General features: G+C 61.2%; 11 protein-coding genes. 7 read left to right on the top strand and 4 right to left on the bottom strand.

What is annotated here, in order from left to right; all coding sequences use genetic code 11:
• Nucleotides 1-19: 19 nt before the first annotated feature.
• From P8R33_RS08105 to P8R33_RS08085, 5 genes are all read left to right on the top strand, one after another.
• Nucleotides 20-1,288 (top strand): glutamate-5-semialdehyde dehydrogenase, encoded by a 1,269-nt coding sequence (locus P8R33_RS08105; protein ID WP_278328471.1) that lies wholly within the window; start codon nt 20-22, stop codon nt 1,286-1,288.
• A gap of 85 nt (nt 1,289-1,373) precedes the next feature.
• Complete coding sequence (locus P8R33_RS08100) at nt 1,374-2,714, top strand: methyl-accepting chemotaxis protein (protein WP_278328470.1); 1,341 nt, start codon at nt 1,374-1,376, stop codon at nt 2,712-2,714.
• Nucleotides 2,715-3,017: 303 nt separating this feature from the next.
• Nucleotides 3,018-3,878, top strand: a complete 861-nt coding sequence (locus P8R33_RS08095) for a hypothetical protein (protein ID WP_278328469.1) — start codon at nt 3,018-3,020, stop codon at nt 3,876-3,878.
• Nucleotides 3,879-3,982: 104 nt separating this feature from the next.
• Nucleotides 3,983-5,089: a DNA (cytosine-5-)-methyltransferase gene (dcm, locus tag P8R33_RS08090; RefSeq protein ID WP_278328468.1), complete on the top strand. Its 1,107-nt coding sequence runs from the start codon at nt 3,983-3,985 to the stop codon at nt 5,087-5,089.
• On the top strand, nt 5,082-5,552 hold the full coding sequence (locus P8R33_RS08085) for a very short patch repair endonuclease (protein WP_278328467.1): 471 nt from the start codon (nt 5,082-5,084) through the stop codon (nt 5,550-5,552). The genes dcm and P8R33_RS08085 overlap by 8 nt, the downstream gene beginning before the upstream one ends.
• On the opposite strand, the gene P8R33_RS08080 is transcribed toward P8R33_RS08085, so the two are convergent.
• From P8R33_RS08080 to P8R33_RS08065, 4 genes are all read right to left on the bottom strand, one after another.
• Nucleotides 5,535-6,395: an HNH endonuclease gene (locus tag P8R33_RS08080; protein ID WP_278328466.1), complete on the bottom strand. Its 861-nt coding sequence runs from the start codon at nt 6,393-6,395 to the stop codon at nt 5,535-5,537. The two genes, P8R33_RS08085 and P8R33_RS08080, sit on opposite strands and share 18 nt — an antisense overlap.
• A 6-nt stretch (nt 6,396-6,401) precedes the next feature.
• Complete coding sequence (gene lepA / locus P8R33_RS08075) at nt 6,402-8,219, bottom strand: translation elongation factor 4 (protein WP_278328465.1); 1,818 nt, start codon at nt 8,217-8,219, stop codon at nt 6,402-6,404.
• 158 nt (nt 8,220-8,377) lie between these two features.
• Nucleotides 8,378-10,570, bottom strand: a complete 2,193-nt coding sequence (locus tag P8R33_RS08070; protein WP_278328464.1) for a putative bifunctional diguanylate cyclase/phosphodiesterase — start codon at nt 10,568-10,570, stop codon at nt 8,378-8,380.
• Between the two features lie 98 nt (nt 10,571-10,668).
• Entirely contained in the window at nt 10,669-12,885 is a 2,217-nt protein-coding gene (locus tag P8R33_RS08065; RefSeq protein WP_278328463.1) for a putative bifunctional diguanylate cyclase/phosphodiesterase, read from the bottom strand.
• 193 nt (nt 12,886-13,078) lie between these two features.
• Here P8R33_RS08065 and P8R33_RS08060 point away from each other — a divergent pair, with 193 nt between their 5' ends.
• Complete coding sequence (locus P8R33_RS08060; RefSeq protein WP_278328462.1) at nt 13,079-14,392, top strand: FAD-dependent oxidoreductase; 1,314 nt, start codon at nt 13,079-13,081, stop codon at nt 14,390-14,392.
• A 90-nt stretch (nt 14,393-14,482) separates the two neighbouring features.
• Nucleotides 14,483-16,171, top strand: a complete 1,689-nt coding sequence (locus tag P8R33_RS08055) for a PHA/PHB synthase family protein (protein ID WP_278328461.1) — start codon at nt 14,483-14,485, stop codon at nt 16,169-16,171.
• The last annotated feature ends 13 nt before the right edge of the window (nt 16,172-16,184 follow it).

Here is a 16,184-nt window from a genome sequence, read left to right as displayed (position 1 = left end):
TGACAAGAAAGCAAGATTTATGACCGACCAGAAACTCGACCCCCAGATCCACGTCCACGAACTCGGCAGCCGCGCCCGCGAAGCTTCGCGCAAACTGGCGATTGCCGGAACGGACCAGAAGAACCTTGCCCTGCGTGAGGCAGCCAAGGCGCTTCGTTCGCGCATGGCGGAACTTCTCGAGGCCAACGGCAAGGATGTCGACAGCGTGGCGGGCAGCAAGCCCGAAAGCTTCATCGACCGCCTGCGCCTGACCGAAGACCGCGTCGAAGGCATGGCCTCCGCGCTGGAAGAGATCGCCGATCTCGACGATCCCGTCGGCCGCGTGCTGGCAACCTTCGAGCGCCCGAACGGCCTCGAAATCCAGCGTGTCGCCGTGCCCATCGGCGTCATCGGCATGATCTACGAAAGCCGCCCGAACGTCGGCGCGGATGCAAGTGCCCTGTGCCTCAAGAGCGGCAATGCCGTGATCCTGCGCGGTGGATCGGAAAGCCGTCATTCGACCCGCGTGATCGTCGAATGCATGCAAGCCGGCCTCAAGGCTGCAGACCTGCCGGGCGATGCGGTGCAGACGATCCAGACCACCGACCGCGCCGCCGTCGCCGCGCTGCTCGAGGCGGTCGAGCATGTCGATCTCGTCATCCCGCGCGGCGGGCGCGGCCTTGTCGAGCTGGTGCGCGACAAGGCGAAGGTCCCCACCCTCCTCCACCTCGACGGCAATTGCCACAGCTACGTCCACGAAGCCGCCGATCTCGACAAGGCGGCCGAGGTCATCCGCAACGCCAAGCTGCGCCGGACCGGCGTGTGCGGCGCCACCGAAAGCGTGGTGGTCGACAAGGCCGTGGCTCAGGACTTCATCCCGCGCCTCGCCGAGATCATGGGCAATGATTGCGAATTGCGCGGCGACGAGACCGCCGTGTCGATCGACGGACGCATCACGCCTGCCACCGATGAAGACTGGGGCACCGAATATCTCGATCCCATCGCTTCGGTGAAGGTGGTGAACGGCATCGACGATGCGATCGAATGGGTGTCGACTTACAGCTCGCACCACACCGACGCGATCATGACCGAGGACGATGCTGCCGCGAAACGTTTCATGAACAGCATCGACAGCGCCATTGTCATGCGCAACGCCTCGACCCAGTTCGCCGATGGCGGCGAATTCGGCATGGGCGCGGAGATCGGCATCGCGACCGGCAAGCTGCATGCGCGCGGCCCGGTCGGGCTGGAGCAACTGTGCAGCTTCAAATACCTCGTCCATGGCAATGGGCAGACGCGACCTGCCTGATGCAGTCGTCACTCGGCGTTAACTATACTGTAAATCCTCCAGGCTAGATCGTTGACCGATCTGGTTTTGGGGGAATTTCAGTATCATGCAGCAAATCCAATCGGACAGCGGCAAGATCAATGTCGAAGAACGGCTGAAATATTTCAACATCGGGCCGGCGGAACAGCAACTCCTCGCGCGCATCTGGGCCGAAGCCGAGCCGCATCTCGACTGGATCATGGCCCCGATGGAGGAGCGGCTCACGACCCAGGTCCGCGATGGCGACCTGCCGCCCGATTTCGATGTTGCCGCCACGCTGGAAGCGATGCGCAAGTGCATGATCATGCATTTCGGCCGCACGATCGACGATACCTGGATGAAGGTCGCCGCCGGCGTCGGCAACTGGATCACCGAGAACAAGACCGATCCCTATCGCGTCATCGCCCTGATGCACCTCTCCTTCAACCGGGTGAAGGCACTCGCGGTCGAGAACGCCGCCGATGCTGAGGAGCGGGCTGCACGATTGACCGTCCTCGGCGCGATCAATCACATGGCGTGCGAACTTGCCGTCGCCCGCGTCAATCGCATCGCGCGCTACAAGGAAGCCGATCGCCGCAAGGAAATCGCCGAGCGCTTCCGCACCACCATCGCGGAACTCGTCGGCCATGCCAACAAGCGCGGCAGCGCGGTCAGCAAGCTGGCCCAGCGCGCCCGCCGCTCCACCGCCTCAATGGCCACCAACGCCGCCGAGATCGCCGCCGCGGCCGAACAGTCCGCCAATGTGATGGGCAATGCCGCGCAGGAATCCGCCACGCTGGTCGAAAGCATCGACTCGACCCGCCGCTCGGTCGGCGAGATCAGCCGCGTCAGCACCGATGCCGCGCGCGAGGCGGATGCGGCCGGCGAAGTCATCAACGCGCTCAGCCAGCACACCACCGAGATCGAGAGCGTCGTCGGCATGATCCGCCAGGTCGCCGACCTCACCCGCATGCTCGCCCTCAACGCCACCATTGAGGCTGCGCACGCCGGCGAGGCGGGCCGCGGCTTCGCGGTCGTCGCGGAAGAGGTGAAGTCGCTCGCCAAGCAGACCGAGGTCGCCACCGACGAGATCGTCCGCCAGGTCGAGGGCATCCAGTCCTCCGGCGGACGCACGGTCCAGGCCAACCTCGCCATCGCGCAGAGCATCGGCCAGGTCTCGCAGACCACCTCCAGCTTCGAGCGCACGATGGAGGCGCAGTCGGGTCAGGTCACCACCATCGCCAGCATGATCGACGAGACCGCGATGACCGCGCGCACCATGGCCGAGACCATCGCCGCCGTCAGCGCCTCTGCGCAGGAGATCGACGAGAAAGCCGTGCGGGTGGAGGACATGTTTGCGAAGATCACCGGCGAACTGAACGAGCTCGAGGTGGCGGTGAACGACTTCCTCGGCGATATCGCGGCGTAGTTTTCTTTAAACCCTCAAACGCCGGGCGCCGCACATCCGTGCGGCTTGGCTTCCTCGCATAAGCTCGGGCGGGCGGTCGCCCTTGCCTCGGCTTCGCCTCGGTTCTCTATGAGGGAAAGGTCGGCGCTGATCCCGGGCCGGCGGAGGCCCGGCAAGCGCGACCGCGCGCCCGCAGGGGCCCGTAGCGCAGCGGAGGAATAGCCCCGAGGACGCGCTCGCGGATGCGGGTGCGAAACACAAAAACTCCTCCCCCCCTCTACCCCCCATTTTCCTACTCGCCCGAAATCTGCTTCACGCTCGCGGATGACCCGACGCACAGACCCCCGCGAGACCCGCCTCCCCGTTCCGGCAGGCGAGCTTCCCGCCTTCACCCCCGTCCCCCGCCAGACCAACCGCCATGACGGCTGGACCGACGACCGCCAGCACCGCTTCATCGAGGCGCTCGCCGATACCGGCAGCGTCGAGGCCGCCTGCCGCGCGGTCAACATGAGCACCGTCGGCGCCTATCACCTGCGCCGCCAGAAAGGCGCGGAGAGCTTCCGCAAGGCCTGGGCCGCCGCGCTCGACCTCGGCGTGCAGCGGATCGAGGATGTCGCGATGGACCGCGCGCTCAACGGGGTGGAGCAGCCGGTGTACTCCTACGGCAAGCTCCTCGGCAGCCGCACCGTCTATAACGACCGCCTGCTGATGTTCATGCTCCGCAACCGCGCGCCCGAGCGCTTTACGGAAGGCCGCGCAAAAGGCCTGAACGCGATCGGCACGATGGAGCTGAAGCGCAAGAAGAAGGAATGGCGCGCCGAGTGGGAGGCCGAACGCAAGGCCGCCGAACCCGCCGGCGAGGCCGAGGCCTTCGAAAAGCTCAACGCCAAGCTCAACAAGATGCGCGAGGACTGGTACGACCAGCTAAGCCCCCGCACCCGCGCCGCCTATGAGGAATATCTGCGGCTGGAGCGGCTGGACAAAGCCGAAGGCTACCGCTGCTGGGACGACCCGGACCACGCCCTCTATGTCGACCCCGACGCCGAGGACTATGCGGCGGTCGCGGACGAGGGCGAGGATGAGCCGCCCGCCCTACCCCCACCCGACTGGCGCAGGCGCGAGGTGGAGGAGAGCGAGGACGACGCACCGAGGGTGCGGCGGTTGAAGGATGAGGGGTGGGATTAGGCAGTCGTGGAAAAGCAACCGATCCGGACCGTTTAGGTTTGCTAGCCCTTGCCAGTGAGTCCCGCAGAACATATCGTGTCCGCGAACAACAACCGAGGTCGGATATGCAGCTCAAAGACGCTTTGGCCATCGAAAAGCCAAGTGAGGTTCAATCGCCGAACTTTCGGTTCATTGATCTTTTTGCAGGTATCGGCGGAATGCGAATTCCGTTCGATGAATTAGGCGGCGAATGTGTTTTTTCTTCAGAGTGGGACCGCTTTGCCTGCGACACCTACGAGGTAAACTTCGAAGATCGGCCGCATGGCGATATCACGAAGATTGCATCCAAGGAAATCGGTCAACACGACATTCTGCTCGGCGGTTTTCCCTGCCAGGCATTTTCAAATGCTGGACTGAAGCGTGGCTTCTTCGATACGCGCGGGACTATGTTTTTCGAGATCCAGCGGATCCTGGCTGAATGGCGTCCCAAAATGTTTCTACTCGAGAACGTCAAGCAATTGAGAGGGCACGACAAAGGTCGCACTCTCGAAACCATTCTTGCGATTCTCAACGGCGATGCCCCGCCTATTCCCGATGACATCCCGATGTCGCTCGAAGCGCGGAAATCGCTCCAAAAGAAGCTCAATTATTCCGTCGATTTCAAAGTTCTGTCTGCCACCGAATTCGGTGTGCCACAGCGTCGGGAGCGTGTTTACATCGTCGGCTTTGATCGTGACCACTACGGCAATGTCGATGCCTCGGAAGTTTTCACCAATCTTCAAGAAAGGGAAACCGCGACAAGACTGGTGGATGCGCTAGAACCGGAAGGTTCGAATGAGGTAGCACGATACACGATCTCGGACCGTCTCTGGGAAGGTCTGATCCGGCGCATGGCGCGACACGAGGCAAAAGGTAACGGTTTCGGTCACAAGGTATTCGGAAGCGAAGACGAATACTGCAATACGATCACCTCGCGCTACTATAAGGATGGCCGCGAGATATTGATCGACCAGTCGGATATGGGCCTCAATCCGCGTCGCCTGACACCGCGCGAATGTGCACGTATTCAAGGCTTCCCGGACTGGTTCGACCTGAGCGCCTGCTCAGATACCCAGTTGTATCGCCAGTTTGGCAATTCGGTATCGGTGCCAGTTATTCGCTCGATAGCGAACGCTATGTTGGAACTGTCCAACAGGCTGGAAGCGGGCCAGAGCAAGGCGGCCGTTGGCTGATATTGTCGATCCGGCGAAACGCTCGGAGATGATGGCGGGGATTGGTGCGAAGAACACCAAGCCAGAACTTGTCGTACGGCGAATCATTCACAGTCTTGGTTACCGTTTTCGATTGCACCGCAAAGATCTGCCGGGAAAGCCCGATATTGTCTTGCCAAGATGGAACACCGTCATCCTTGTGCATGGCTGTTTCTGGCACGGACATGAGGACTGCCCGCTCTTCCGATTGCCAAAAAGTCGAACGGAATTTTGGAAGGGAAAAATCGCAGCGAATCAATCGCGTGATGGGAGGATTAGGTCAGAACTCTTGTCGATGAATTGGCGAGTTGTCGAAGTGTGGGAATGTGCACTGAAGGGACGGCAGCGCCTCGAAACCAATAAAGTTGCCGAACTACTTTCTGTAGCTATCCGCTCCACTGAAACAGATTTCGTAACTATCCGCGGATCAGCTGTAGAAACCTAATACATCGTCAGACGAAATCCCCAACTCTTTTAGAAAATCCTCACGCGCACCGCAAAGTTTGGAAACCACGTCTTTAATCTCTTCGTACTCCGCGTGGTGCAGCATTCTGTGGCTGAGCGGATTCAAACAACAGATGTTGACAGTCTGATCAAGAGAAACCTCAAACTCTGGTTGGACCTTCATGGGTATGAGATGATGAGCCTCCATAAATGGCCTGTTTTTCCCCTTGATCTTGAACGTCTGAAGGTCAGGGAAAATCTCACATTCGTATTTTGCTCTGCTCAGCGCCTCTGCTGCAACTTTGGGATTTCTTTTCCAGCGCGTCAAAACACTCTGAACGGACTTTACGTCAGGAGAATTGACGGTTTCTTGAAAATCATCCAATTCCGGTTCGAGCAAAGGGCGAATTGATTTGGTCAACTTTTCAGGAGCGTTGACGCCCAATTGAAACGCATTCGGGGAAAACTGACCCACCCACAGCTGACCGTCCCGATCAAAAACACACCAGTTGATACCAGGAGCGGGTTTAAAGTCACGGTTTAGGTACATTCGAAGTTCATTCGACTTCTGACCCTTCTTTTTCTTATAGCCGACCGTCAAGTCGATCTCAGCGCCGTCAGGCCATCGCCTGACCTTCACCTGCTTCGATCCCGCCGCGGCTTCTATTTCGTTCTTGTTCCCGACCCGAAGTTCGATGTCTGGGATGAGCTCCTCAGCGATATCCTGTTCCGGCCCCACGAACGTTAACTGGCTCTTCTTGTTCTCATCCGCTGTAACAACAGAGAAAGCCCCTCGCGAACATTCGAATATCTCTTTTAAAGCGCTGTCGAACTTCTCGCTCATCTTGATCTATTCCTCCCCCATCCGCAGCGCGGCGATAAACGCCTCCTGCGGGATGCTCACGTTGCCATACTCGCGCATTCGTGCCTTGCCCTTCTTCTGCTTTTCCAACAGCTTTTTCTTGCGCGTGATGTCGCCGCCGTAGCACTTGGCGGTCACGTCCTTGCGCAGGGCGGCGATGGTTTCGCGGGCGATGATCTTGCCGCCGATCGCCGCCTGGATCGGGATCTTGAACAGATGGCGCGGGATGAGGTCTTTCAGGCGCTCGCACATGCCGCGGCCGCGCTCTTCCGCAACGCTGCGGTGGACGATCAGCGATAGCGCGTCGACCGGCTCGTTGTTGACGAGGATGTTCATCTTCACGAGGTCGCCTTCGCGCAGGCCGATCTGTTCGTAATCGAAGCTGGCATAGCCGCGGCTGATCGATTTCAGGCGGTCGTAGAAGTCGAACACCACCTCGTTCAGCGGCAGCTCGTAGCTCACCTGTGCGCGGCCGCCGACATAGGTGAGGTCGGTCTGGATGCCGCGGCGGTCCTGGCACAGTTTCAGGATCGCGCCGAGATAATCGTCGGGCGTGTAGATCACCGCCTTGATCCACGGTTCCTCCACCGTCTCGATTCGGTTGACGTCGGGCCAGTCGGCGGGATTGTGGATGTCGATCGTCTGCGCGTCCTCGTTCTTCGTATGGCCGAGGTGGACGCGGTAGACCACGGAGGGGGCCGTGGTGATGAGGTCGAGGTCGTATTCGCGGGAGAGGCGTTCCTGGATGATCTCCAGGTGCAGCAGGCCGAGGAAGCCGGCGCGAAAGCCGAAGCCCAGCGCGGCGGAGCTTTCCATCTCGTAGCTGAAGCTGGCATCGTTGAGGCGCAACTTGCCGATGCTTTCGCGCAGCTTCTCGAAATCCGCCGCGTCGACCGGGAAGAGGCCGCAGAAGACCACGGGCTGGACTTCCTTGTAGCCCGGCAGCGCCTTTTCCGCCCCGCCCTTCAGCGTGGTGATCGTGTCGCCGACCTTGGCCTGTTCGACTTCCTTGATCTGCGCGGTGATGAAGCCGATCTCGCCGGGGCCGAGCTCGGGCAGGTCGGTGCGCTTGGGGGTGAAGCAGCCGACGCGGTCGATCAGGTGCTGCGTGCCGCCCTGCATGAATTTGACGTTGAGGCCCTTCTTGATGACCCCGTCCATCACGCGCACGAGGATGACGACGCCGAGGTAAGGGTCGTACCAAGAGTCGACGAGCATGGCCTTGAGCGGCGCGTCGCGGTCGCCCGTGGGGGGCGGGATGCGGGCGACGAGCGCCTCGAGCGTGTCCTCGATCCCGATGCCGGACTTGGCGGAGGTGAGGACGGCGTCGGATGCGTCGAGGCCGATGATGTCTTCTATCTCCGCGCGGACCTTGTCGGGCTCGGCGGCGGGGAGGTCGATCTTGTTGATGACGGGGACGATTTCGTGATCGTGCTCGATCGACTGGTAGACATTGGCGAGGGTCTGGGCCTCGACGCCCTGCGCCGCGTCCACCACCAGCAGCGCGCCTTCGCACGCGGCGAGGGAGCGGGAGACCTCGTAGGCGAAATCGACATGGCCGGGCGTGTCCATGAGGTTGAGCTCATAGGTCTCGCCATCCTTGGCGGTGTAGTCGAGGCGCACGGTCTGCGCCTTGATGGTGATCCCGCGCTCCTTCTCGATGTCCATGTTATCAAGCACTTGCTCGGACATCTCGCGATCGGTCAGCCCTCCGCAATGCTGGATCAGCCGGTCGGCCAGCGTCGACTTGCCATGGTCGATATGGGCTATGATCGAGAAATTGCGGATCTTCGAAAGGTCAGTCATCGCCCGCGCAATTAGCGACGAACCAGACCCGTGTCAGCAGCAATGCGTGTAGGAAAGTGCTTTTTGCCAGAGCCCAGGTTCACGGCGAAGACTGATCCGGTCCAGGTCCGCTTATTTCAAGCTCTTCGTCGATCGAAAGCCGGGTATCGTAATAGAGATCAAGCCGCCTGCTGCTTCGGCGCATTCGCCGAGAGCTTGAATTGCGCGTAGGACCCGCCCGTGGCCAAGCCGCTAGCCGGAGCGTATTTGCCCGGCGGCAGGGCCTGCAGCGGCGCACCGGCAGTTGCCAGCTCGTAGGGACTCACCCGATGGCGGGTGCACAGCCCCCCTGCCCCATCGTCGACCAGTTCCTGCTCGAATTCCACACCTTGCGTGTCATCCATAGAGCGGCGGACGGTGCATACTGCGAGCTGGCCTTGCCCAAAGTCGAGCACGAACATGGTCCCGGCAGGCACATCCTCCAGCCCCTGGATCATCGCCCCGGTGCGCGAAAGATTGCGCAGCGTCACATCGTAATAATGGTCCTCGTGGATAAGGCCGATCTTTCGGAACACCGTGCGGCGAGTCGCACGTTGGGTACCCGCATCGCTGGGAGCAATCGTCCAATCACCGTCGGCGATGTCCTCCAGCACCTGCTCAGCCGTCAGTGCGCCCGAGTAGACGAAGCCGCAGGCATGATAGACACCAAGCTGCTTCAGTTCTTCCATCAGTTTCATCGCATGGACGCCGGAAGCAACGGTTTCCATCCCCATGGCACCTGCGAGCGCGACGACGGCGCGGACGAGTTCGATATCGCCGAGGTCGTTGCCCATGACGGGTTCGAAGAATTCCTCGCCGATCCTGAGCGCGTTAAGCGGCGCCCGGCGCAGATAGCTGAGCGACGACAGGCCGCTTCCGAACTGGTCGAGCGTAAGGCGCACACCTAGCTTGAATAGCCGCGCGAGCGCTGCATCGACCTTCGATCCGTCGCCCAGAAGGACCGATTCCGGCAGTCGCAACTCGAGCCGTGCAGGATCGAGATCGGTCGCCTCCAGCGCCTGCTCGACGGTGTCGACAAAGCCGCTGGTCTCGAATTGCACTGGCGAGATTTGCAGAGAGACGATCAGTGAATCCGGCCAATTCATCGCATCTTCGCAGGCCTTTCGCAGGCCCCATTCCCCGATCGGTACGATCAGCCGGCTGCCTTCCGCCACCGGCAGGAAAGTCTCCGGCTCTACACGTCCCCGATCCTCATCGGACCAGCAGTATTGCGCTTCGAGCGCCGTGACGCGGTTGTCCGCCAGCGACACGACGGGCTGGTATTCCAGCGTGAAATGACCGGCCTCGATGGCCTCTGCCAGGTCCTCTTCCATCCGCTTGCGGAGCGTCGCTTCGTGCTCCAGATCGCCGGCATAGAAGCGGAACTGGCCGCGACCGCCATTCTTCGAGGCATAAAGCGCGAGGTCGGCTGCACGGGTCAGCTCCTCCCGTTCCACCCCGTCATACGGTGCGACCGCGACGCCGACAGAGCAGCCAATGGTGCAGCGGCCTTCTTCGACCGAATAGGGTTGGGAAAGGATCTGGATGATCCGCTTCGCGATCTCGCCCAATTCGCCGCGGTCGTCGAGGTCGGGAATGAGTATCTGGAATTCGTCGCCGCCAAGCCGGCCGATTTCGCCGCGCCCTGCCACAGCCCCGCGCAGGCGGTCGGCCACCTGCTGCAGCAGCTGGTCGCCGGCGGCATGGCCGAGCGTGTCGTTCACCTGCTTGAATTTGTCGAGGTCGAGCATCATCAGCGCTGCGGCGCGTTCGGCACTCTTGAAAGCATGCAGCGTAGAGTCGATGCGCTGTTCCATGCGGTGGCGATTGGCGAGACCGGTAAGCGAATCGTATTTGGCGAGGCGATTGGCCTCTTCTTCCGCAACGAATTCCTCGGTCACATCGATCGCGGTACCGCGGAAGCCAAGGAAGTCGCCGGCAGCGTCGTAAAGGGGGCGGCCGCTGAGCCGCAACACCAGCTTGCCGCCGTCGGTTTCCGCCTTGACCGCCAGCCCCGAAAAGCTCTTGCGCGTGCCGAGCTTGAGGCCGAGCGAGCGCCCGTCGATCTCGCCTTCGACCGGCGAGAAAACGTGCTGCATCGGCTGGTGGACCAGCGCGGCGAAATCCTTGCCGACAGCCTCAACGATCCAGCGGCTGAGATAGGCCACATTGCCACGGCCGTCGGTAGTCCAGAAGCCGTAAGCGCCGCTGTCTTCGATTTGCTCGACAACGGCAGCCTTTTCATCGGCACTCACGCCATCGGGAGACACGCTGCTGCGTGCGCCCGAAGGCTTCTTTCCCTTGAAGAGTTCCGAGAAGGGCATCGCCCCCATACTCTGCTTACCTCACGGCAATGACGTTATGAATACGAGCTAGCCGACAATGGTTATTTTTTGGCTAACACCGACCAGCCGCGACTTGGTTCGAAGGGTTATTTCTTCCGCGATGAGGAGCTGTCGACTTGAAGGAAACTGCGCGGTCTCATGCCGCCGCCCGACATCTCCAGCTTGAGCAATTCGTACGGGTCCTCCGGCAGGCTCGCCAACGGCTTGCCGGCTGCTTCGATCTGGTAGGGCGAAACGCGGTGACGAGTACACAGTCCGTCGGCCCCATCGCTGATCAACGGGGATTCGAACTCCACGCCCTGGATCGATCCGTCCGAGCGCCTGACCTTTGCGACGGCCAGCTGGCCACCGCCCAGATTGAGGACCACCGGCGTATCTACCGGAACATCGAGCAAGCCTTCGATCATCGCGCCGGTCTTCGAAAGATTGCGAAGAGTGACGTTGTAAACGTGGTCGTCGTGGATCAGCTTGATCTTGCGATAGACCGATTTTCGTTCGGCGCGATATTTCTCCGGGCCGCGCGGTTCGAAGAACACGTCTTTGCGTTCCAGTCGCTCGAGCAACTCTTCTTGCGAAATAGCCTGCGAGAAAATGAAGCCTTGCACGTGGCTGGCGCCGCGTTCGGTCACCAGCGTCAACTCGTCCTTCGTCTCGACGCCCTCGGCCACCGTTTCCATCTTGAGGGACTCGGCCAGATTCACGATCGCGCTCATGATCGCAGGATTGTTATTCCCCTTCTCCGTCGCACCGCGGACGAAGCTCTGGTCGATCTTGATCTTGTCGAACGGTGCGTACTGGAGATAGCTTAGCGAGCTGTAGCCGGTTCCGAAATCGTCCAGCGCGAGGCGCACGCCGAGGCGCTTGAGCTCCTCGAATTTTTCTTGCGTACGCTTCGGATCGCCGACGAAAACGCTTTCGGTTATTTCCAGCTCGAGCCGATGCGGCTCCAGTGTCGTCTCCAGGAGGATGGATTTCACCAGTTCCGGAAAGTCGTCCCGCGCGAACTGGATGGCGGAGACGTTGACGGCCACTCGCAATTCCAGCGGCCATTCCTTGGCCTGGAAGCATACGCGGCGCAGGGCCCATTCGCCCAGCTCGGTAATAAGGCCGATATCTTCGGCGACCGGAATGAAGATACCCGGCGAGACGAAGCCGCGCTCCGGATGCTCCCACCGCATGAGCGCTTCCAGGCACTTGAGCTTGTTGGTCTTGGATTCGACGATCGGCTGGTAATACATCTCCAGCGATTCATTCTCGAGGGCGTCGCGCAGATCCTCCTCGATTTCTCGGCGATGCTTCGCGCCGTCTGTGAAATCGATATGATAGAAACGGTACTGGCCGCGCCCACCGCCTTTGGCCGCATAAAGTGCAAGGTCGGCAGCCTTGACCAGCTCGTCGGTTTCGACACCGTCATAAGGCGACACTGCGATACCCACGGAGGTCCCGATGACGGCGCGCGAGCCGCTGATCTGATAGGGCTGCGAAATCATCTGGATGAGGCGCTGGCCCAGCTCCCCCAACTCGCCCCGATCATCCATGTCGGGAATGATGATCTGGAATTCATCGCCGCCGAGCCGTCCGATTTCGCCCCGGTTGCCGATGACCTTCTCGATGCGAGCGGCGACCTGGCGGAGCAATTCGTCGCCAGCCGGGTGTCCCAGCGTGTCGTTGACCTGCTTGAAGCGGTCGAGATCGAGCATCAGCAGCGCGCAGCTGCGCTTCGAATTGCGGAATGCGGTCAGAATCGATGTCAGCCGCTTCGTCATCCGGTGGCGGTTCGCAAGACCGGTCAGCGAGTCGTATTGCGACAGCCGTTCGGCATCCTTGGAACTTTGGAACGTGGCCGTGACGTCCTTCGCGCTACCTCGATAGCCGACGAATTCCTGCTGTGCATCGAATTGCGGCTTGCCGGCAATCTCCCACCATTGCACGCGGTTTCCGGCGATGACCTTGACGACCAACTGCGAAATCGAGTTGCGCGCTCCGAGCAGGAACGGCAGCGGCCGCTGAACTTGCTGATCCAGACTTTCATCCGTCTCCGGTTCGAAAACCTCGGTCAATTGCTTGCCCATCAGCGAGGCTCCATCCTCACCGAGCTTCTCGAGCGCATTTTCGGACAGATAGATCAGACGGCCCTGGCCGTCGGTGGCCCAGAACCAGCCGAGACCGGCATTCTCGAAAGAATCCAGCAGCTGGACGCGGCGCCGCAGATCGGCGTGGCTGATCAGCTTCAGCTCGCTCTCCGCTGCTTCTTCCTCTATTTCCTTCCTTGCCCGCGCACCGCGCGAGAAAAAGCCAGCCATTGGCAATCCCTATCCGCTAGTCGACGTCGCGCCCGATCGGGTGCGAGGTCCATGTGACTGGCCTCACTAGGGCGAATTTCTTTCCAAACGGATAACCATCGCATGCCGTCCCCACTGCGCGGCTGCGGCAGGCGCTTGCCAGCATGGGCTGGCTTGTGCAGTGTGACTGCGCGTTTCTCGGGGGAGGACCTTGATGCGGCATATCGCGATCGTGGGCTCGGGGCCTGCGGGCTACTACACGGCGGAAGCCGCAGCGAAGAAATGGGGCGAGGAAGTCCGGGTCGACGTGTTCGACCAGTTGCCGGTCCCCTACGGCCTGATCCGGACGGGCGTCGCGCCCGACCACCAGTCGATCAAGCTCGTATCGCGGCGATACGAGAAGACGGCCTTGTCGGATAACGTCCGCTTCGTCGGCAATGTATCGGTCGGCAGCGACGTTTCGATAGCGGAACTGCAGTCTCTCTATGACGCGGTCATCCTCGCCACCGGAGCGCCGAACGATCGGCAGCTGAACCTCGACGGACACGATCTTGCGAACGTCTTCGGCAGCGCGGCGTTCGTGGGCTGGTACAATGGCCATCCGCAGTTTGCCGACCTGGCGCCGGACCTCTCCGGTCGGCATGCCGTGGTGATCGGCATGGGCAATGTCGCGCTCGACGTCGCGCGCATGCTCTCGAAATCTGAACAGGAGTTTGCAGGCTCCGACATCGTCGCCCATGCGCTCGATGCGCTGGCGGCGTCGAATATGGAAACCATTACGATCGTCGGTAGACGCGGCCCTCACCAGATCATGATGACGCCCAAGGAACTGGGCGAACTCATGCATCTCGAACGGGCCAGCCCGCAGGTCGATAAATCCGATCTGCCGCCGGTCGATGACGACTCGATCCTCGAACCAGGCCTGCGCAAATCGGTGACGCTCCTGCGCGATTTCGCCGCGATCCCGCAGAACATCCATGGCGAAAAACCGATTGCGATCGAGTTCGACTTTTTTGCCAGCCCCACGGCCTTTCACGGCGAGTACGGCAGGGTCACGTCGGTCGAGGTCGAGCGGACCAGGGTCGAGGCCGGACGCGCAGTGGCGACAGGGGAGACCTATTCCATCCCCGCCGATCTGGTGGTGACATGCATCGGGTATCGCTCGTCGCCGATCGAAGGCGTGCCGTTCGACGAGCGGGCGGGCCGCTTCGCCAATGACGATGGGCGCATTCTGCCCGGGCTCTATTGCGTCGGCTGGGCGCGGCGGGGGCCGTCGGGCACCATCGGCACCAATCGCCCCGACGGTTATGCCGTGATCGAATTGGTCGAGGCGGACATCGGCGCGGGCGAACGGAAGAAAGGCCGCGAGGGCTTCGACGAATTGGTCGAGAAGCGCGGGCTCGACGTAGTGACCTTCCGGGACTGGCAGAACATCGAGCAGGCGGAAGAGGCCGCTGCCCGCGAAGGTGCACCGCGCGAGAAGTTCGTCGATGTCGCGAGCATGATCGCCGCGCGCGGGCCGCTTTAGCCTGCTTGCATTCGGAACGCGGCGGTCGCATCACCCGTTGCTGCCGCAGGGTCAGAGAAAAAATACCTTTGGAGAGGAACGACACCGCCCATGCCGAAGCTTGAAGACGAAGCCGCTCAATCCACCAGCGCGCTCGGCCCCCTCGTCGGGCTGACCCGCGAAGACATTTTCGGTGCCGTCGCCGTGATGCTGCGCGAAACCGCGTCGGACCCCCAGCGCCTGATGAAGCACAGCCAGGACATGGGTCAGGACATGATCAAGATCATGACCGGCAAGAGCGACCTCGCCCCGCACCCGAAGGACAAGCGATTTCAGGACCCGGCGTGGCAGTACAACCCCTTCATGCGCGCAGGCATGCAATATTATCTCGCCGTGCAGAAGGGCGCGGCGCAATGGCTGGAGGACCTCGAACTGGACGAGCTGGAGAAGGACCGGGCGCGGTTCGTTTCCAACATGATCATCGACGGCCTCGCGCCGACAAACACGCTGCTCGGTAACCCCAGTGCCCAGAAGATGGCGATCACCAGCGGCGGGCTGAGCCTCATCAAGGGCCTCAAGAACGCCTATGACGACATGGTCCACAACAAGGGCATGGTCAGCCAGGTGGACAAGAAGCCTTTCAAGCTAGGCGAAAACATTGCGACATCGAAAGGCTCGGTCGTCCTGCGCACCGAGATGATGGAGCTGATCCAGTATGCGCCGACGACCGACGAGGTCTACGAAATCCCGCAGCTCACCATCCCACCGCAGATCAACAAGATGTACATCAACGACCTATCGCCTGAGAAGTCGGTGGTTAAATTCCAGCTCGACAACGGCATCCAGACCTTCGTCATCAGCTGGAAGAACCCGTCGAAAGAACAGGGCCATTGGGACATGGCCGATTACGTCAACTCCTGCCGCGAAGCCATGGAGGCAGTCAGCAAGATTACCGGCAGCAAGAAGGTCAATGTCTCGGCCGGCTGTTCGGGCGGCCAGACCGCCTCGATGCTGGCCAGCAAGATGGCCTCGGACGAAGACGACTTGCTCGGCGCGCTGACGCTGATGGTGTGTGTGCTGCACCCGAAGCAGAACGATATCGAGGCAGGCTCGCTCGTCAGCGAAAACGGCCTTGCGCTGGCCAAGCGCCGCGCCGCGAAGAAAGGCGTGATCAAGGGTGACGATCTCGCCCGCGGTTTCGCTTGGCTCAGGCCCAACGATCTCGTCTGGAACTACGTCATCAACAACTATCTGCTCGGCCAGGACCCGCCCGCCTTCGACGTGCTGTTCTGGAACGCCGATGCGACCAATCTGTCGGCCAGCCTGATGGGCGACTTCCTGACCGTCTACGAAACGCTCGCCTTCACCAAACAGGGCGAGGTCGAGATGGTCGACCACAAGATCGACCTCAGCAAGGTGACCAGCGACCTGTTCATTCTCGGCGGCGTGACCGACCACATCACCCCGTGGAAAGCGACCTATCGCTCCACCCGCCTGTTCGGCTCGAAGGACGTGACCTACGTGCTGAGCCAGTCGGGCCATATGCAGGCGATCCTCAACCCGCCGGGCAATCCGAAAGCGAAGTATTTCGTTCAGAAGGATGGCCGCAAGAAGCTCCCCGAAACCGCCGACGAATGGCTGAAGGGCACGGAGGAAGTCGCCGGGAGCTGGTGGCCGTTCTGGACAGAATGGGTGCAGGCCCGCGCGGGCGACAAGAAGAAGGCGCCCGCAAAGCTGGGGAACAAGGACTTCGAACCGCTGGACCCGGCCCCCGGTCTATACGTTATGGAAGCCTGTTGAATTGACGAAAGGC

The sequence above is a fragment of the Qipengyuania flavescens genome (assembly GCF_029688735.1).
Classification (GTDB): Bacteria; Pseudomonadota; Alphaproteobacteria; order Sphingomonadales; family Sphingomonadaceae; genus Qipengyuania.
This window is presented reverse-complemented; position numbering and strand designations above follow the sequence as displayed.